The 17,409-nt window shown below is 60.3% G+C and carries 16 protein-coding genes; 5 read left to right on the top strand and 11 right to left on the bottom strand.

The genetic code is table 11. The features are described from left to right. Window position 1: 1 nt before the first annotated feature. From HUO14_RS11485 to HUO14_RS11470, 4 genes are all read right to left on the bottom strand, one after another. On the bottom strand, window positions 2-595 hold the full coding sequence (locus HUO14_RS11485; RefSeq protein WP_176279963.1) for an ABC-type transport auxiliary lipoprotein family protein: 594 nt from the start codon (window positions 593-595) through the stop codon (window positions 2-4). 10 nt (window positions 596-605) lie between these two features. Continuing rightward, window positions 606-1,553 carry an MlaD family protein gene (locus tag HUO14_RS11480; protein WP_176279962.1) on the bottom strand — a complete coding sequence of 316 codons (948 nt, stop codon included), beginning with the start codon at window positions 1,551-1,553 and terminating at the stop codon, window positions 606-608. Between the two features lie 65 nt (window positions 1,554-1,618). Then, a complete protein-coding gene (locus HUO14_RS11475; protein WP_246255517.1) occupies window positions 1,619-2,434 on the bottom strand; it encodes an ABC transporter ATP-binding protein in 816 nt (271 codons plus the stop codon). Continuing rightward, the gene (locus HUO14_RS11470; RefSeq protein WP_176279960.1) at window positions 2,434-3,546 is read right to left on the bottom strand and encodes an ABC transporter permease; all 1,113 of its coding nucleotides are present in this window, start codon (window positions 3,544-3,546) and stop codon (window positions 2,434-2,436) included. The genes HUO14_RS11475 and HUO14_RS11470 overlap by 1 nt, the downstream gene beginning before the upstream one ends. Before the next feature lie 115 nt (window positions 3,547-3,661). On the opposite strand from HUO14_RS11470, the gene HUO14_RS11465 reads away from it, so the two are divergent. From HUO14_RS11465 to HUO14_RS11450, 4 genes are all read left to right on the top strand, one after another. Then, on the top strand, window positions 3,662-4,333 hold the full coding sequence (locus HUO14_RS11465) for an HAD family hydrolase (protein WP_246255514.1): 672 nt from the start codon (window positions 3,662-3,664) through the stop codon (window positions 4,331-4,333). A gap of 145 nt (window positions 4,334-4,478) precedes the next feature. Further along, the gene (locus HUO14_RS11460) at window positions 4,479-5,045 is read left to right on the top strand and encodes a DUF1993 domain-containing protein (RefSeq protein ID WP_176279959.1); all 567 of its coding nucleotides are present in this window, start codon (window positions 4,479-4,481) and stop codon (window positions 5,043-5,045) included. A 65-nt stretch (window positions 5,046-5,110) separates the two neighbouring features. Further along, window positions 5,111-5,320, top strand: coding sequence for a hypothetical protein (locus HUO14_RS11455; RefSeq protein ID WP_176279958.1), 210 nt, complete (start codon window positions 5,111-5,113; stop codon window positions 5,318-5,320). A 3-nt stretch (window positions 5,321-5,323) separates the two neighbouring features. Continuing rightward, on the top strand, window positions 5,324-5,791 hold the full coding sequence (locus HUO14_RS11450; protein WP_176279957.1) for a GreA/GreB family elongation factor: 468 nt from the start codon (window positions 5,324-5,326) through the stop codon (window positions 5,789-5,791). A 34-nt stretch (window positions 5,792-5,825) separates the two neighbouring features. Here HUO14_RS11450 and HUO14_RS11445 read toward each other — a convergent pair whose 3' ends face one another. Next, window positions 5,826-7,046 carry a glycerate kinase type-2 family protein gene (locus HUO14_RS11445; protein ID WP_217907997.1) on the bottom strand — a complete coding sequence of 407 codons (1,221 nt, stop codon included), beginning with the start codon at window positions 7,044-7,046 and terminating at the stop codon, window positions 5,826-5,828. Between the two features lie 103 nt (window positions 7,047-7,149). On the opposite strand from HUO14_RS11445, the gene HUO14_RS11440 reads away from it, so the two are divergent. Further along, a complete protein-coding gene (locus HUO14_RS11440; RefSeq protein ID WP_217907996.1) occupies window positions 7,150-8,928 on the top strand; it encodes a sugar phosphorylase in 1,779 nt (592 codons plus the stop codon). Window positions 8,929-8,939: 11 nt separating this feature from the next. On the opposite strand, the gene HUO14_RS11435 is transcribed toward HUO14_RS11440, so the two are convergent. The 6 genes from HUO14_RS11435 to pepN form a co-directional block, all read right to left on the bottom strand. Continuing rightward, a complete protein-coding gene (locus HUO14_RS11435) occupies window positions 8,940-10,154 on the bottom strand; it encodes a glycosyltransferase family protein (RefSeq protein ID WP_176279955.1) in 1,215 nt (404 codons plus the stop codon). 34 nt (window positions 10,155-10,188) lie between these two features. Further along, a complete protein-coding gene (locus HUO14_RS11430) occupies window positions 10,189-11,025 on the bottom strand; it encodes an HAD-IIB family hydrolase (protein WP_176279954.1) in 837 nt (278 codons plus the stop codon). A 65-nt stretch (window positions 11,026-11,090) separates the two neighbouring features. Next, window positions 11,091-12,416, bottom strand: a complete 1,326-nt coding sequence (locus tag HUO14_RS11425; RefSeq protein ID WP_176279953.1) for a cystathionine gamma-synthase family protein — start codon at window positions 12,414-12,416, stop codon at window positions 11,091-11,093. A 49-nt stretch (window positions 12,417-12,465) separates the two neighbouring features. Beyond that, window positions 12,466-13,872 (bottom strand): SLC13 family permease, encoded by a 1,407-nt coding sequence (locus HUO14_RS11420; RefSeq protein WP_176279952.1) that lies wholly within the window; start codon window positions 13,870-13,872, stop codon window positions 12,466-12,468. Window positions 13,873-13,990: 118 nt separating this feature from the next. Continuing rightward, a complete protein-coding gene (gene pgeF, locus HUO14_RS11415; protein WP_176279951.1) occupies window positions 13,991-14,752 on the bottom strand; it encodes a peptidoglycan editing factor PgeF in 762 nt (253 codons plus the stop codon). Beyond that, window positions 14,745-17,342 (bottom strand): aminopeptidase N, encoded by a 2,598-nt coding sequence (pepN, locus tag HUO14_RS11410; protein ID WP_176280198.1) that lies wholly within the window; start codon window positions 17,340-17,342, stop codon window positions 14,745-14,747. The genes pgeF and pepN overlap by 8 nt, the downstream gene beginning before the upstream one ends. Between the last annotated feature and the right edge of the window lie 67 nt (window positions 17,343-17,409).

Genomic DNA, 17,409 nt, shown 5'->3' with positions numbered 1-17,409 from the left:
GCTAGCCCACCCATTCAGCGACTTCCGCAGCCACTTTGTTGGCCGCCCGGTTCAGACCTTCTCCGACCGGATTTGGTTCGGCCGCAAAGACCTTTTCACTGGCCTGAAAGCGCTTTTTCTCGACCGGCTTGTCGGTGACCATCTTTACCGCGTCATAGGTGACGGTGACGGTCAGGCTGGGGCCGTCGAGGCCGAAATTGACCAGTTCACCGGTAATATAGGTTTGCGCGTTGCCGCCCGCTTCGGTTGCCGTGAGCACCAGCCGGTTGTTCGTGGCAGCGATGGTTTCGCTGAGCAGGTCCTGAAACAGGCGCGCCGGCTTGTCGACCCACACGGCGTCCTTGAGATAGGCGATGCCGGTACCGGTGGTTTGTACCGGCACCCGGATCGTATTCAGCTTCTGGGGCGCGGCGGGCAATGCAACGACCAGAGAACCGGCCTGCGGTCCGCTGCGCACGGCCCCGGCCGAAAGCTTCTGGTCGGGCGACAGCGCCAATAGCGACGGGGGCGGTTCAGCGCCGCCAAAGCTCACGCAGGCGCCCAGCGCGGTGGTTGCGGCCAGCAGACCGACGGCTTTCAAAAATTTGCTCATCATATCTGCCCCTTCATTTTCCTGGCTCGTAATCCGGCAGTGTCGGTGCCGACAAGAGGGACCCTGCCCCGCCCTGATCCAGCCGCTCGGTCACATTGGTCATCGATTTGGTCAGCGCCTGCATATCCTCGACCAGCTGGTCGATTTCCGGCAAAGTCTTGTTCGAGAAACGCTCCGCACCGGGCTGCGCATTTTTCAATACGCCTTCGAGAGCGAGCAGGCTCTTGGAGGCGGAATCCAGCGTGGTAGCGAGATTTTTCGCCACAGGCTCGCCGTTGTCGGTCAGGAAAGCATTGGTATTGTCGGCGACCAGCCCCAGCTTCTCGGCGGTCTGGCCGGCGTTGCGAATGGCGATCCGCGATTCTTCCATCAGTGCCTCGAGGGCCGGCGCCTGTCTTGCCAGCGTGCCGGTCAACTTGTCGGTATTGGCCAGAATTCCGCTGATCGATTTCTGGTTGTCGTCCGACAGCAACAGGGTCAGCCGGTCGGTCAATGTTGCCAGCCGCTCGACCACCAGCGGCGCGCTGTTGAGCAATTCCCCTAGCGCTCCCGGTTTGGTCGGGATGACCGGCACCCCTTCGGGGCCGAGATCGGTAATCGGCGGCGCGCCCTTTTTGGCGCCGTCGAGCTGGATATTCGGTGGCGCGGTAAAGCTGACGCTCTGGATCGTGGCGGTAGTGCCTTCGAGGATCGGCGTGTCTTCGCTCACCGCGATGCGGACGCGGACAAAATTCGGGTCCTTCTTCCACAGCTCGACCTTGGTCACCTGGCCGGAAGGGACACCCGCAAATGTCACACCGGTTCCCGAGGCCAGCCCGCCAACCGACTGGGCAAAGAAAATATCATATTCCTTGGTCGCGCCATCGCCAAAACGGACGATCCAGACCAGAAAGGCAGCGACGAGCGCCAGCATCGCCAAAGTGACAACACCGACAAGGATATGGTTCGAGCGCGTTTCCATCTATTTCACCTCTATGACCGGCGGTGCCGTCAGCTGCAACAATTCTCTAAACCGGTGGCCCATTCTCATCCTAGCATCTTTTTGCCGCTGGAGGCCATCCGGCCGCGCGGCCCGTTGAAATATTCCTGTATCCACGGATGGTCGAGCGCGAGCAATTCGTCGATCGTGCCGACGGCAATCACCTGCTGATCGGCGAGTACCGCGACCCGGTCGCAAATCGCGTGGAGCGTATCCAGATCATGGGTGATCAGGAACACCGTCAGCCCCAGCGTCTGCTGCAACTCCTTGGTCAGATTGTCGAACGCGGCGGCGCCAATCGGGTCGAGCCCTGCGGTCGGTTCATCGAGAAACAGCAGCTCGGGATCGAGCGCGAGCGCCCGCGCGATGCCTGCCCGCTTGCGCATTCCACCCGACAATTGCGAGGGATATTTCGGCGCCGCATCGGGCGGCAATCCGGAAAGACAGACCTTATATTTGGCCACTTCCCGCCGGAACTCGCGATCCATATCGGGATAGAATTCGCGGATCGGCACCATGACATTTTCTGCCACGGTCAGCGTGGAAAATAGCGCGCCGCCCTGGAACAAGACGCCCCAGCGCTTGCGGATCTCGATTGTCTCGGCGTCGGACTTGCCGAGGATATGCTGGCCAAAAACCTCGACTTCGCCTTCATTGGGCATTTGCAATCCGATGATCGAACGCATCAGCACCGATTTGCCGGTACCGGACCCGCCCACGACGCCGATGATCTCGCCGCGCCGGACATCGAGATCGAGATTGTCGTGCACCACCTGTTCGCCAAAGCTGTTGCGCAGCCCGCGCACGCTGATGATCGGACCGTCATAGTCAGGATTATAGGCGATGGTCTGCGACGCGCTCATCAATTCCATCCGATCCAGCTGAAGAAGACCGCGAAAAAGGCGTCGAGCACGATCACCAGGAAAATGGCCTGGACCACCGCTGCGGTTGTCCGCTTGCCGACATCCTCGGCATTGCCCTTGACCTGCATGCCCTGATAGCAGCCGGTGATCGCGATGATCGCACCGAATACCGGCGCCTTCACCAGCCCGACATAGACGTCGGTCAGCGGCACGACCTCGCGGATGCGGGCAAAGAATGTTGCCGGTGGAATGTCCAGTTCAACCCAGCTCAGCAGGCCGCCGCCGATGATCGCCACGACCGATGCGTAAAAACCGAGCAAGGGCAGCATGATCACCGCAGCAAGGAAGCGCGGCAGCACCAGGGCCTCGATCGGCGACACGCCGATGGTGCGCATCGCGTCGATTTCCTCGGTCAGTTTCATTGTGCCGATCTGTGCGGCAAAGGCCGAGCCGGAGCGTCCCGCAACCATGATCGCGGTCATTAGCACGCCCAGTTCGCGCAGCGTCAGCCGGCCGACGAGATTGACGGTGAACACTTCCGCGCCGAATTGCCGCAATTGCACAGCGCCCTGCTGGGCAATCACCAGCCCGATCAGGAAGCTCATCAGGCCGACAATGCCGAGAGCGCGGACGCCGACAACGTCGAAACGCTGGATCACCGCATTCCACCTGATCTGGCCGGGATGGCGGACCAGCCGGAAAAAACCGACCATGATCGCCCCGAAAAATCCGATGAGGCCGGTCAATGTCGTAAAGGCCAAAGCGGTCGATTCGCCGATTTCCCCGAGTACACGGACCACCGGGTTCAATGCGTCGGGCCGGATTTCGGTCGCCTGATCGGCACCAGCGACGGCGGCAATCAGCCGCTCCGCGTCATCATCGGCACCGACAATCTCGGCTTCCATATCGCGCGCGGTGCGGTGGATCAGCCATGCCCCGACCGTGTCGACATAGCCGGTACCGGAAATATCGAGCCTTTTGGCCTGGCTAGCAAAGTCTCTCAGCCGCTCCGGCAGGTCGCCGATACTGGCAATCGAGAGGTCGCCGGAAAAATGCAGCGTAACCGCACCATCCTCGGCTGTCTCTTCGACAAAATCGCTGGGTATCGACATCGCGCCTATAGGTGACGGAAATTGCGACAAAGCTCAAGAGATTAAACTGTTCAAATATTTGGTGCTTTGGCAGGCGGGCTGCTAAGGAGCGCGCGAACGGCAATATCGGGACAGCATGCAGAAAATATCACTTTACGACATGGACCGCACGATCACCGTGCGCGGAACCTATACGCCGTTCCTGTTCCATATGGTCTTTGCCAGAGCGCCGTGGCGGCTGGTGTTTCTGCCGATCCTGCCGTTCGGTTTCATCGCCTATGGGCTCAAGCTGATCAGCCGCGGGCGACTGAAGACGTTCAACCAGCAGATGCTGCTCGGCAACGGTCCGGAACTGTCGCTATTGCAACCGCATATCGAGCGTTTCGTGGACAAGGTCCTGCGCTCCAACCATCACAAAAAGGCGATCGAGCAGGTGGAAGCGGACCGCGCGGACGGACGCAAGCTGGTGCTGGTTACCGCATCCTATGAACTTTACGCCGAAGCCATAGCCCGCCGTCTGGGATTTGATCATCTGATCGGCACCCAGCTAATGGTCGACAACGAAGGACGCGTGTTGCCGCAGATCATCGGCGAGAATTGCTATGACGACGCCAAGATCGGCCGGATCGAGGCGCTGTTCGCCAGCCAGGGATGGCAGCGCTCCCAATCCCATGTCCGCGCCTATTCCGACCATGTCAGCGATCAGGCGATGCTGGAATGGGCCGACGAGGCGATAGCCACAACCCCGACCCCCAAATTGCGCCATCTGGCGAAGCAGCGCGGCTGGAAAATCGTCGACTGGCGCTGACCCGACAGAGACCAAATCTGTCAGAGCGAGGGGCCAAAAACTGATTCTGCCATAACCAGCATCCTGATTCCGGTGGACAGGCAAGCGGCGATAAACCAAATCGACTGGATTGCCAGCCATGGGCCCCTTTCGGAGAAAACCACACATGTCACTCACGCAGTTGCTCGTACCGACCTATACACAAATGCTGAAGGCTCTCTCGGGCTGGCTCGAGAAGGCCCAGGATCAGTTGCCAGAAGCGGAAGCGAATGCGCTGCTGTCTGCGCGCCTCGCGCCCGACATGTTTCCCCTGTCCACCCAAATTCGCTTTGCCTGCGTGCAAGCGCAGGAAGCGGTGTTCCGTCTGCAAGGCGAGATTTTTCCCACTGCGCTCGGAGAACTTGTCGATGAAGGGCGCAATGCGGGAGAACAGCCCAGTTCGTTCGCGGATGCAAAGGCAAGGATTGAGGAAACCTTGGCACTGCTGGAGAAGCTGAGCCCCGACACGCTGGATAGAGATCCGGGCGAAGCGATCGCGCACGAACTGCCGAACGGCATGGTGTTTGACCTCACCGCGGAGCAATATGCCCGGGACTGGACGCTCGGCCAGTTCTATTTCCACCTCATGACCGCTTATGCGATAATGCGCCGCGAAGGGGTAGAACTCGGCAAGGCCGATTATATTCCGCACATGTTTCCCTATATTCGGGCCGATACGATACCGAAAAGTTGATGGCCGGGCTGCAGGGCGTCACCATATAGTTGACAGTCCGGCCCTTCCGTCGCAAGCGGCGCGGCATGGCAATTATCGCAACCATCATGAACAGCGCCACCGGTCAGCCGATCCAGAAGATGACCTTTGGCCGCATGCCCAAACCCTGGGCCTCCTTCAGCCTCGAGAGCGGTGAACTGGTCACCGCCGAACGCATCGACGTCGGCACGCCGGCGCATGGCAAATTTGTTGCGCCGGTCTCGATCTGGGTAACACCAAAAGCAGCCAAAGCCTGAGCGATGAGCGTTGCTTTCCGCAGAGAAGGTGATGACGAGCATCTCGAACCCAAGTTCGAGCATCCGATTCCCGTCGGGCCCAATCTGGTCACACCGCGCGGATTGCAACTGATCAAGGACCGTGTGGCGGAATTGCAGGCAAAGGTCGCTGCGCTGACCGACGACGAGGTGGCGCTGAAAATAGCCAAGCGCGACCTGCGCTACTGGAACACCAGGCAATCGACCGCGGAACTGCCGCCGGTGCCGAGCGGCGAAAAGGTCGAATTCGGCACCACGGTCACGTTCCTGCTCGACGGCAAGGAAAAGACTCTTTCCATCGTCGGCGATGACGAAGCCGATCCGGCCAGCGCGCTGGTGTCCTTTTCCGCGCCGGTCAGCCGCGCGCTGATCGGGCTGGAACCCGGCGACCTCGGTGATTTTGCCGGGCGGGAAGATGCCATCGAGATATTGGCGATCGCGGCCACGGCCTGACTCAGGCCAGATCAGTTGCAGGGCGGCTGTTGAATCAGCCGACGAGGATCACTCTCAAGTCGTTCACATTGGTGCCCGACGGCCCGGTCATCAGCAGGGCGCCGGCCTTTTCAAAGGCCAGATAGCTATTGTCCTGTTCGAGCAGTTCTCGCGCCTGCCCTGCCCCGCCCATCAGGTCCAATATCCCGGGCCACAAGTAGCCACCGGCATTGTCTTCCGAACCGTCGATGCCGTCGCTGTCGGCAGCAAAGCCGCAGATATCGCGCTCACCCTGCAATGCCAGGGCGCAGGCCAGCAGATAGGCGGTGCAGCGGCCACCGCGACCATTGCGGTTGCGCAAGGTCACCGTCGCCTCGCCACCGGATATCAGGGCCGCCTTGCGACCACTGGCCTTGATTGCCAGCGCCTGTGCGGCATGGTCGCGCCCGAGTTCCAGCGCGTCGCCCTCCAGCGCATCGCCCAGCATGATCGCTTCATAGCCCATGGCACGAACGGCTTCGACCGCCGCCGCGCACATATCCGCCGGCCGGGCGCATAGGGTGGCGGTCGTCCGCTGCATCTTCGGATCGTCGGCCTTCGGCGTTTCCAGCGCGCCGGAGAGCAACCGGCTCTGGATCGCTGGCGGTAATATGATGTCATATTTGTCGGCAATCGCCAGCGTATCGGCGCAGGTCGAGCTGTCCGCGGCCGTAGGACCCGAGCCGATCATCGCGATATCGTCGCCGGGAATATCGGAAATGGCGATCATATGGGTCGCCGCCGGCCAGGCTCTCGCCGCCAGCCTTCCTCCCTTGATCGCCGAGAGATGTTTGCGGACCATGTTCATCTCGCTGATCGGCGCGCCGCTGCCCAGCAAAGCTCGGGTGACAGCCTGTTTCTCGGCCAGCGATATCCCGTCGGCCGGAGCGGGGAGCAGCGCGCTGGCGCCGCCCGACATCAGCACCAGCAGCAGATCATCTGCGCCAAGCGCGTCCGCCGCCTGCAATGCGCGTTGCGCCGCCTCCGCGCCGACCGAATCCGGGACCGGATGCGAGGCTTCGACAATCTGCAGATTGTCCGGCGCAAAGCTCGGCTCGACATAGCCCTGACGCGTGACGATCAAACCGTCGACATTTTCCGGCAGACGATCGAGGATAGCAGAAGCCATCTGGCTGGCCGCCTTGCCAATGGACAGCAGGTAGGTCCGGCCGGGCACCTGTGGCCATTGGACGGCGCGCATCGCGTTGGTCGGAAGCGCCGGTTGTAGCGCCTGCAAATAGAGATCCGCTAAAAAGGCTTTTATTGAATCGGGATTTGTTGTTTGATGCACTGCACAATAAGGGCCCGATTGTTCCGCCGGGGTCAAGAAGATTTTCGGAGTGACAGAAGCAGCCATGAACGACCGCGCCACTATCGACCATCTTCTGCAACGGCTGACGGCGCATCTGGGCGCGGTCTACCCCGATCATGATTGCGAGGCGCTGGCAAAGCGCATCGTCGAACTGTTCTGGCCCGACAAGAGCAAGATGATCCCGCGGTCGGAAATCGCCGACAAGCATTTGTGGGACGAGAGCGATGTCGCGATGATCACCTATGGCGGCACGATCCGCTCGGATGACGAGCGGCCGCTGCGGACACTGCATCGCTTCCTGAAGCAGCATATCGGCCAGACGATCGGTGCCGTGCATATCCTGCCGTTTTTTCCCTATAGCTGCGATGACGGGTTCGGGGTGATCGACTATCTCGCGGTCGACGAGGAGCTGGGCGACTGGTCCGATATCGAGGCCATTGCCGGCGACTATCGGCTGATGGGCGATCTGGTGATCAATCACGGATCGAGCAAATCGGTCTGGTTCCAGCAATTTCTGTCCGATGAAGCGCCGGGCAAGGATTATTATTATACCGCCGATCCAGCCGCCGACCTCGGGCAGGTGGTGCGTCCGCGGGCACATCCGCTGCTGACGCCGTTTCGCACGGCGTCCGGCGACCGCCATGTCTGGAGCACATTCAGCCGCGACCAGCTGGATTTCGATTTCACCAATCCCGAGCTGCTGATCGAATTTGTCAAGATCATCGCCGCCTATATCGACCATGGCGTGCGGATTTTCCGGCTCGACGCGGTTGCGTTCCTGTGGAAGAAAATCGGCACGCCCTCGATCAATCTCGACGAAACCCACGAGATCATCAGGCTCCTCCGGACGCTGATGGACCATCATGCGGAGACGCTGATCATCATCACCGAGACCAACATTCCCAATCACGAGAATCTGACCTATTTCGGCAACCAGAACGAAGCGCATGTCATCTATAATTTCTCGCTGCCGCCGCTGCTGGTCCACGCGCTGCTGACCGGCAACGCACTCTATCTGAAACGTCTGACGCGGAGCAATCCGCCGGCGCTGACCGGCTGCACCTATCTCAATTTCACCGCCAGCCACGACGGGATCGGCCTGCGTCCGACCGAGGGGGCGCTGCCGCAAGGCGAGGTCGACCAGATGCTGGCCACTATCCAGGGCTTTGGCGGGCGCGTGTCGATGCGGCGCGGTCCGGGCGGAACCGAGAAGCCCTATGAGATGAACATCTCCTTTTTTGAAGCGATGCAGGGCACGCTGGACGGACCGGACGAATATCAGATCGACCGGTTCATGGCGGCGATGGGGATCATGCTGGCGCTGGAGGGGATTCCGGCCATCTATATCCACAGCCTGCTGGCGACGCCGAACAGCTATGAGGATGTCAACCTGACCGGGCACAACCGGTCGATCAACCGGTCCCAGCTGGACTATGATATGATCAGCGCGAAACTGGCCGACCCGGAAACCGTCGAGGCGCAGGTCTTCTCGCGGTTTCTTTCACTGGTCGAGATCCGCAAGCAGCAACCGGCCTTTCACCCCAATGCGGTGCAATTCACGCTGGCGCTGCCCGAAGGGCTGTTCGGCATCTGGCGCCAGAGTCGCGAACGGACACAGAGCATCTTCGCGATCAGCAATGTGACAAATGACGAAAAGACACTGTCGCTCGCGGACATCAATCTGATCGCCGGTGACCGCTGGTGGGATCTGATCTCCGGCCATATCATCACCGACATCGAGGGTGATTTCAGCCTGTCGCCCTATCGCACCGTCTGGTTCAGCAACGTCGCGCCCGACCCGGCCTAGTCTTCCCTGGCCTAATCTTCGTTGTCGAGCCGGACCGCTTCCTTGAACCGGTCGGTGAAATCCGGAATGGCGCTGTTGATCCGGTTCCAGTTGGCCATGAAGGGCGTTTCGTTCGGTGATTCGAGAAAGACTTCCCCAGCGGTCATGATATTTTGCGCGAACAGTTCAACCGTCGTTTCTTCCTCGTGCCGGTCGAGCGTCAGGCCGTTCATCACTGCGTCATTGTAGAAGGTCTCGATTCTGTCGAGTGCAATCCGGAAATAGGTCGCTTTCAGTGTGCGGAAGGTACCGGAGGAAAAGACCTGACCATCGGTTGCCAGCTTGCGGAACAGCGATTTGGTGATGTCGATGCTCATCTTCGACAGACCGCCTTCGGGATTGTCGTGCGAAACCGACTGGTGCTTGTGGTCGTAATTGTCGGCAATCTCGACCTGGCAGATCGACTGGGTCGACTGGTTCCGCCACACTTCGGACAGGACCCCCACTTCCAGACCCCAGTCGGAGGGGATGCGGATATTCTTGACCACCTGCCGGCCCATCGCAAATTCGCCGGCCAGTGCGTAGCGGAAGCTGTTCAGATAGGTGATATAGTCGTTGGGCTCGCAAACTTTCTTGAGAGCGGCGAGCAAGGGGCCGATCAGCAGGCGGACGACGCGACCGTTGAATTTCTCCTCGGTTGTTCGTGCATAATAGCCTTTGGAAAAAACATAGGGAAATGTCGGATTGGCCACCGGATACATCAGCCGCGCGAGCAATTCCCGGTCATAGGTCAATATGTCGCAATCGTGCAGCCCGACCACCTGGGCATTGGTGGCGGAGAGGAAATAGCCGAAGCAGAACCAGACATTGCGTCCCTTCCCCGGTTCCGCTGGTGACAGGCCGCATTCTTTCAGCTCGCCATCAAGCGCGGTCAGCCGCGGGCCGCTGTTCCACAGGATATGATGGCGTTGCGGCAGGCGCGCAAAATATTGCTTTGCATATTCGAACTGTTCCTTGTCGGCGCGGTCCAGTCCGATGATGATGTCGTCCAGATAGGGCACCTTGCAAAGTTCATCGACGATATTTTCAAGCGCTGGGCCTTCCAGTTCGGAAAACAGGCTGGGTAAAACCAGCGCCATCGGGTTGGCTTTGCGAAAGCCCATCAAATCGGCTTCCAGCGATTCTACCGAGCGATCGGACAGGTTGTGGAGCGTGGAAATTGAACCGTTTTGATGAAAATCAGCCATAGATGTCCCTGTTCTTGCAGAGAGACGAGCCTAATCAGCTTTCGGGAATGTTTAAACCCAATTCTGCCAGAATTTCTGTCACCGCGGTCACCCAGCCCGCTGGTCCCGGCGCCGGAGCGGTGCGGACGGCGGGCCTGGTCGAAATGATGGTAACGCCTTGCGGATTGGGCATGATCACCCCGAAATCGGCCGTCTCGATCATCGCCAGATCATTGGGCCCATCCCCGAGAGCGATCGAAACGAGATTGCAATCGGGCTTGTGACCGGCGATCTTTTCGATGATCCGTGCCATCGCCTGTTCCTTGGTCGCGCGGCCGGTCAGATGGTAGAATCGCCCGCCGCGCTGAATCCGCAGACCGGCTTCGGCGACGATCGCCACGAGCGTTTCCAGTTCGCCGTCCGTACCGGACCAGAGAAAGGGCTCGGTCGCCTGACGGTCTTTCGCGCGCCGCGCGTCATCGGGGGCCAGTCCGGTGGCATCGACAACCTCGTCGACGGACATATCTCCAAAACCGCGGAAATGGCTGCGCAGCGAACGGGGCAATTTGCCGATCTGATCCATTATTGCCGGATAGGCGATGCCCAGCGTGATCCTGCCGGATCGACCATCCTCGCCCGGAAAATAGCTTTCGGGACCATGGATGACCGAACCGTTTTCCGTCACGCATAGCGAGAAAGGAAGCGGAATTTCCTGCTGCAGGCAGAGCAGTTCCGCGTGGGTCTTGCTGGTGACCGGAATGATTTCCGCGAGCGACTGTCTGGAAAGCCTTGCCGCCAGCGCATCGGCCGGTTTGGCCGAATAGCTGTGATGGTCGAGCAGCGTGCCATCCAGATCGGTGAATATCACAGGGTAGACGGGTCGCTTTGTCATGACCGTGATATAGCATTCCGGCCTGAACCGGAAAGCGCTAATCTGGAGAAGCTTTCAGTCTGCCATCAAACCGCCGCCAGAGCCTGGTCAAAATCGGCGATCAGATCGTCCGGGTCCTCGACACCGATCGAAATGCGCACCAGATTGTCGGTGATGCCGAGCGCGGCGCGGCGTTCGTCGGGGACCGAGATATGGGTCATCGCGGCTGGCAGACTGGCCAGCGTTTCGGTGCCGCCGAGACTCACCGCCAGCTTGGCGATCTTCATTGTATCGAGGAAGCGGAAGGCCTCTGCTTCGCCGCCCTTGATGAACACCGAGAAGGTTGATCCGGCGCCGCTGCAATGACGGTCGTAAATATCCTGCTGGCGCGCGTCCGCGATGAAACCGAGATAGCCGAGGCCTTCGACCTTGGGGTGGTCGCGCAGGAAGGCGCAGACCTTTTCGGCATTTTCTCCGGCCCGGGTCATCCGCAATTCCAGCGTCTCGAGGCTGCGCATCAGCATCCATGCGGTATTGGGATCGCAGATCGTGCCAATGGTGTTCCGGATCGCGCGGATCGGGTCCATATGGGCCTTGCTGCCGAGCACGCCACCGGCAACCAGATCGCTGTGGCCGCCGACATATTTGGTCAGGCTGTAGATGACGATATCCGCACCATGTTTGAGCGGCTGCTGCCAGAGCGGGCCGAGAAAGGTGTTGTCGATGGCGATCGGTGGCGCGCCGTCGGCGCCGAAGACCTGCTCGCGCGCGTCGGCAACGCCTTCGATATCGACCAGAGCGTTGGTCGGGTTGGCCGGGCTTTCGAGATAGATGATCGCGACCTTGCCGCCATTGGCCGCGGCCTGCTGCTTGGCCTGCTCGAGCATCACGGCAACTTCGGACGGAGCAGCGCCAGCCGGGAAATCTAGGAAGGTTACGCCGAAACGACCGAGGATCTTGTTGATCAATGTCTCGGTCGCGGCATAGAGCGGTCCGCTGTGGACAACGACATCGCCCTGGTTGACATTGGCCAGCAACACGGTCGAAATGGCCGACATGCCGCTGGAAAATACCAGCGCATCCTCGGCCTCGTCCCAGATGCTCAGCCGGTCCTCCAGGATTTCCTGGTTGGGGCCGTTGAAGCGCGAATAGACGAGTCCGTCCGAACCGCCGGGACGCTTGCCGGTGATCCCCTCGAAGAAGCGCTTGCCGGCCGCGGCATTTTCAAAGGCAAAGGTCGAGGTGAGAAAAATCGGCGGTTTGAGCGCGCCTTCGGACAGTTCCGGATCATAGCCGTGCCCCATCATCAGGGTCGCCGGTTTCAGCTTGCGGCCGCCGATTTTCTCGATCGGTGCCTTGGGCATGCGGCGCGTGACCGGGACGGCTGCGTTGGGATCTTCTTGCTTGGCCATATTCTGTCTCTCCACATCAATATATTTGCATGAAGTCTTGCCCGAAAATCTAACTGGTTACAATGGAAACCATCCAGATGCAGCCGATTATGATCGGGATGCCGGCAAGGTCGAGCAGCAGCCCCGATTTCAGCATTTTCGGCAGTTCGATATGGCCGGTCGACCAGGCAATCGCATTGGGACCGGTCCCGCTGGGCAGCATGAAGCCCCAGCTTGCCGCCATCGCGGCGGGGACGGCGAGCAACACCGGATCGACCCCGGTGGCAAGGATCAGGCTGGCGACCACCGGCATGATGCCGCTGGCGGTGGCGACATTGGAGGCAAATTCGGTGACCAGGATGACCAGCGCGACCAGCGCGATGGCGATGACCAGCACCGGCACCGACCGCAGCGGCTCAAGCGCGCCGCCGAGCCAATCCGCCAGTCCGGATTCGATAATCCCGGCCGCCAGCGCGAGGCCGCCGCCGAACAGCATGATCACGCCCCATGGCGCCTTGTCGGCTTCGTTCCAGTTGAGCAGCCGCCGCCCGGTGCCATCGGGCAGGGAGAACAGGAGCAGGCCGCCAAGAATCGCAATACTGCCATCGTGCAGCGCGCTGTCGGGAAAGAGCGTCTTGATCTGCGGCAAGAACAGCCAGCCGAGCACGACAATCGCGACGACCGGGACGAGGCGTTTTTCCGGCACGCTCCACGGCCCCGGCGAGCCGATCGCCAGCTTTGCTTTTACACCATCAAAACTGTGCTGCCCGACCTTTTGGACGGCTATCAGGATAGCGGCGAGAACAGGAATGCCGATAATCACGATCGGGATGCCGAATTTCAGCCAGCTGAGAAAATTGAGATTCATGCCCAAAGTCTTGTTGATCAGGCCGGCGGCAATCGCATTGGTCGGGCTGCCGACCAATGTGCCGAGCCCGCCGATCGAGGCGGCAAAGGCCACGCCCATGATCAGGGCTCCGGCAAAACCGTCGGTCTCGCCATCCTTGACCCCGCCCGCGACCAATACCGCCAGCGCTATCGGGATCATGATCAGGGTCGAGGAGGTGTTGGAAATCAGCATGCTGAGCAGTGCGGTGGCTATCATGAAGGCGAATAATATGCCCCAGGCGGTCTTGCCCGACAGGCCGATAATCGCCAGCGCCAGACGCTTGTGCAGGCCGACCCGTTCGATCGCCAGCGCCAGAAAAGCGCCGCCGAGGATGAGGAAAAGGATGGGCGAATAATATTGGCTGGCGGTTTCGTTGACCGACATGACATCCATTGTCGGCAGCGCCAGAAACGGCAGCAACGCGGTGGCGGTCAGCGGGATCGCCTGGGTCATCCACCAGGTCGCCATCAGCAGGGTCAGCGCGGCGACATGCCAGGCGGGCGTCGACATGGCTTCCGGAGCCGGAACCAGCAGCATGATGACAAATCCGGCAAGTCCTGCCCATAGACCGATGCGTTGTGCGTTCATGCCCTCTCCCGTTCCCCTGTTCTGCTGGTCTCTGCTGGCGTGCAAACCGGCCGGTCTTTCCTAGAGGCCAGATTGGTTTGGGCCCCAGCCTTCGCTGGGGTGACGGCGGAAATCAATATTATTCCGCAAGCCCGATCAGCGAAATCTGCCTGCCATAGCCCGCTTCCGCGCGATGGCAGGAGCGGCGATAGCTGAAGTAACGGTCTTCGTTGGCATAGGTGTCGAGGCCGAGTTTATCGATCTTGGCGATGCCTTCCCGGCCAAGTCGGGCGGCGACATATTCTTCAATATCGAACTGGAAATGGTCCGGCCTGCCTGCCGCGAAAAAGCGGTCATTGGTTGAATCAGCATCTACAAAACGCGAGCGGAAGGCTGCGTCAACTTCATAGCTGGCCTGCGCGATGCAGGGGCCGATGGCGCAGGCGATATTGTCGCGGTCAGCACCGAGCTTTTCCATCGCGCCAATCACATTGTCGGTGACACCGGCCAGCGCGCCCTTCCAGCCGGCGTGGGCAGCACCGATGACACGGGCCCTTGCATCGTAAAACAGCACCGGCACGCAGTCGGCGGTTAAAATGCCGAGCAAATGATTGGGCCTATCCGTCACCATCGCATCGGCTTTTGGCCGCTGGTCGAGCGGGAGAGGTCCGGTCACGGTCACGACCTCGGCGCTGTGGATCTGGTGCACGGTCACCAGTTCGCTCCCCGGGAGCACGCCTTCGGTTGCCAGCCGCCGGTTGGCCATGATCGCTTCGCGGTCATCATCGCTGCCGAGACCGATATTCAGCCCGGCGTAGATACCTTCCGAAACACCCCCTGCCCGGCCGAGAAAGCCATGGGCAGCGCCACCCAGCAGGGAAGACGTGCTGATATCAAGCAAGGCTTTTGTGGACCTGTTCGGATACGTCTTTCGACAATTCCGGCTGTGCGGCAATCTTCTCGAGCGCCAGCCGCATCAGTTCCGACCGTTCGCGTTCGTAGCGCCGCCAGCGTCCGAGCTGCGGGATGAAGCGCGCCGCCGTCTGCGGATTCTGCTTATCCAGCGCGATCACCATATCGGCGATCATCTGGTAGCCCTTGCCCGACAGATCGTGGAACCGGACCTGATTGCCGGTAAATGCACCGTACAGCGCGCGAACGCGGTTGGGATTGGACAGGGTGAAGTCAGGATGCCGCGACAGGCTGTCGATCCGTTTCACCGTATCCGGACGCAGCGACATGGCCTGCAGGCTGAACCATTTGTCGAGAACCAGCGGATTGCTTTTGAATTTCGCGTAGAAATCGTCAAAGGCGATCGTGCGTTCTTCCGCCTCGAGATGCGACAGGACCGCCAGCGCGCCCTGCATCGCGGTCATATTGTCCGCCTCGCGATATTGTTCGAACGCGAGCTCGGCGGCGTCGTCGGTATAGGATGCAGCCAGATAGCCCAGCGTCACATTGCGCAATTTGCGGTTCGCCCGCGCTTCGGCATCAAGCGAGAATTCACCCGGCCAGCAGCTTTTGTAAAGCTTGCGGAACTGTTTTTCGAACTGCACCGCAATCTTGCCGCGCAATTTCTCGCGTTCGTCATGGATCGCCTGCGGATCGACTTCGACCATCTGGTCGCCCAGAAAGGCTTCGCTGGGCAGCACCAGCAATTCGGCGAGGAAGGCGGGGTCAATCTCTTTATCCCCGAGTATTTTCGCCACCGCATGCAGGATGATATCGCGGTCGACCGGCGTGCCCAGAACCTTGGCGGTCAGATAACCGGTCATCAGTCTTTGCACCGCTTCGAACCGGGCAAAAGGATCGTCATCATGGGCGGACAGAAATGCCAGCTGCTCAGCGGTCTGGCTGCTTTCAAGGATGATCGGCGCGGAAAAGCCGCGGTTGATCGACAGGACCGGATGGTCCCTGTAGCCCTCGAGGACGAAGCTCTTTTCGGTCTGGTCGAGCAGCAGCAATTGTTCCCCTTGATGGGCACCGGTTTCCGGGTCCAGCAAGGCAGTCTTGAGCGGAATGACCAGCTCTGACGATTTCGGCTTCTCGCCATTTTGCGCGATTTTCTGGCTGAGATGAACGGTCGCGGTTCCGGTTTGCGGATCGTGTGACAGATTGGCAGTCACCCGTGGCGTGCCTGGCGTTTCATACCAGTTGCGGAATTGCTTGAGATCAATCTCGCCGCCGTCTTCCATCGCGGTGACAAAATCCTCGCAAGTGGCGGCCTCGCCGTCGTGCCGGTCGAAATAGAGATCGGTGCCTTTGCGAAAACTCTCCGCCCCCATCAGCGTGTTCATCATCCGGATGACTTCCGCGCCCTTGTTATAAATGGTCGCAGTGTAGAAATTGGAGATTTCCTGATAGCTTTCCGGCCGGATCGGATGGGCCAGCGGGCCGGCATCCTCAGGGAACTGCGCCGCGCGCAAAATTCGCACATCCTCGATCCGTTTCAGCGCCGCCGAACCCATATCGGCAGAGAAGCTCTGGTCGCGGTAGACGGTGAAGCCTTCCTTCAGACTGAGCTGGAACCAGTCGCGGCAGGTGACGCGGTTTCCGGACCAGTTGTGGAAATATTCATGCGCGACGACGCCTTCGATACCATCGAAATCGGCGTCGGTGGCGACTTCGGGATCGGCGAGAATATAGCGGGAGTTGAAGATATTCAGCCCCTTGTTCTCCATCGCCCCCATGTTGAAATCGCTGACCGCAACGATGTTGAACAGGCCGAGATCATATTCGCGGCCGTAGGTTTCCTCGTCCCAGCGCATCGAATCCTTGAGCGCCTTCATCGCATGGCCGGTGCGATCGAGATCGCCGTCGCGGACCCAGATGTTGAGCTCGACCGGCTTGCCCGAACGGGTGGTGAAGCTGTCATTATTGGCCACGAGATCACCCGCGACCAAGGCAAAGAGATAGCTCGGCTTCGGCCAGGGATCATTCCACTGCACCCAGTGGCGGCCGTTCTCGCCGTCGCCTTCCGCAACCTTGTCGCCATTGCACAGCAGCACCGGGAATTTCGCCTTGTCGGCCTCCATCCGCACCTGATAGCGGCTCAGCACATCGGGGCGGTCGGGCGCGAAGGTGATCCGGCGAAAACCCTCTGCCTCGCATTGGGTGCACAGCATATCATTGGAAGCGTAGAGCCCCATAAGCTGGGTGTTGGTCGACGGGTCGAGCTCGACCTCGATCTCGACGCTATGGGATGCACCGTTCAATGGCAGGACCAGATCGCCCTCGACCAATGTCCAGTCGGTGCGGGCTTCGCCGTCGACCTTTACCGATGTCGGGCTGATGTCGTCGCCCTGCAGAACGAGCGGCTCGTCCGCCTTTGCGCTTTTCGAGCGCCGGACGTCCAGCTTCGAGCGCACCACGGTCCGCTCGAGATCAAGCTGGAAATCCAGTTCGACCTCCGGAATGAACCAGGCCGGTGGCCGGTAATCCTCGCGACGGATGGTGGCCGGATCCTTGGGAGCTGGCGCGGCATCGGCCATTTCGTCATTCGGTGCTTTTTGAATATCTAACATGGGCTTGCCATAAGAGCCATTTGCACCCCGCGCA

The sequence above is a fragment of the Parasphingorhabdus flavimaris genome (assembly GCF_013371215.1).
Classification (GTDB): Bacteria; Pseudomonadota; Alphaproteobacteria; order Sphingomonadales; family Sphingomonadaceae; genus Parasphingorhabdus; species Parasphingorhabdus flavimaris.
This window is presented reverse-complemented; position numbering and strand designations above follow the sequence as displayed.

Bases quoted from the DNA above. Each gene is read 5' to 3' on its own strand.
- HUO14_RS11485 (WP_176279963.1), bottom strand. From the start codon at position 595: ATGATGAGCAAATTTTTGAAAGCCGTCGGTCTGCTGGCCGCAACCACC.
- HUO14_RS11460 (WP_176279959.1), top strand. From the start codon at position 4,479: ATGTCACTCACGCAGTTGCTCGTACCGACCTATACACAAATGCTGAAG.
- HUO14_RS11480 (WP_176279962.1), bottom strand. From the start codon at position 1,553: ATGGAAACGCGCTCGAACCATATCCTTGTCGGTGTTGTCACTTTGGCG.
- HUO14_RS11420 (WP_176279952.1), bottom strand. From the start codon at position 13,872: ATGAACGCACAACGCATCGGTCTATGGGCAGGACTTGCCGGATTTGTC.
- HUO14_RS11450 (WP_176279957.1), top strand. From the start codon at position 5,324: ATGAGCGTTGCTTTCCGCAGAGAAGGTGATGACGAGCATCTCGAACCC.
- HUO14_RS11475 (WP_246255517.1), bottom strand. From the start codon at position 2,434: ATGAGCGCGTCGCAGACCATCGCCTATAATCCTGACTATGACGGTCCG.
- HUO14_RS11455 (WP_176279958.1), top strand. From the start codon at position 5,111: ATGGCAATTATCGCAACCATCATGAACAGCGCCACCGGTCAGCCGATC.
- HUO14_RS11470 (WP_176279960.1), bottom strand. From the start codon at position 3,546: ATGTCGATACCCAGCGATTTTGTCGAAGAGACAGCCGAGGATGGTGCG.
- HUO14_RS11430 (WP_176279954.1), bottom strand. From the start codon at position 11,025: ATGACAAAGCGACCCGTCTACCCTGTGATATTCACCGATCTGGATGGC.
- HUO14_RS11435 (WP_176279955.1), bottom strand. From the start codon at position 10,154: ATGGCTGATTTTCATCAAAACGGTTCAATTTCCACGCTCCACAACCTG.
- HUO14_RS11425 (WP_176279953.1), bottom strand. From the start codon at position 12,416: ATGGCCAAGCAAGAAGATCCCAACGCAGCCGTCCCGGTCACGCGCCGC.
- HUO14_RS11465 (WP_246255514.1), top strand. From the start codon at position 3,662: ATGCAGAAAATATCACTTTACGACATGGACCGCACGATCACCGTGCGC.
- pepN (WP_176280198.1), bottom strand. From the start codon at position 17,342: ATGGCCGATGCCGCGCCAGCTCCCAAGGATCCGGCCACCATCCGTCGC.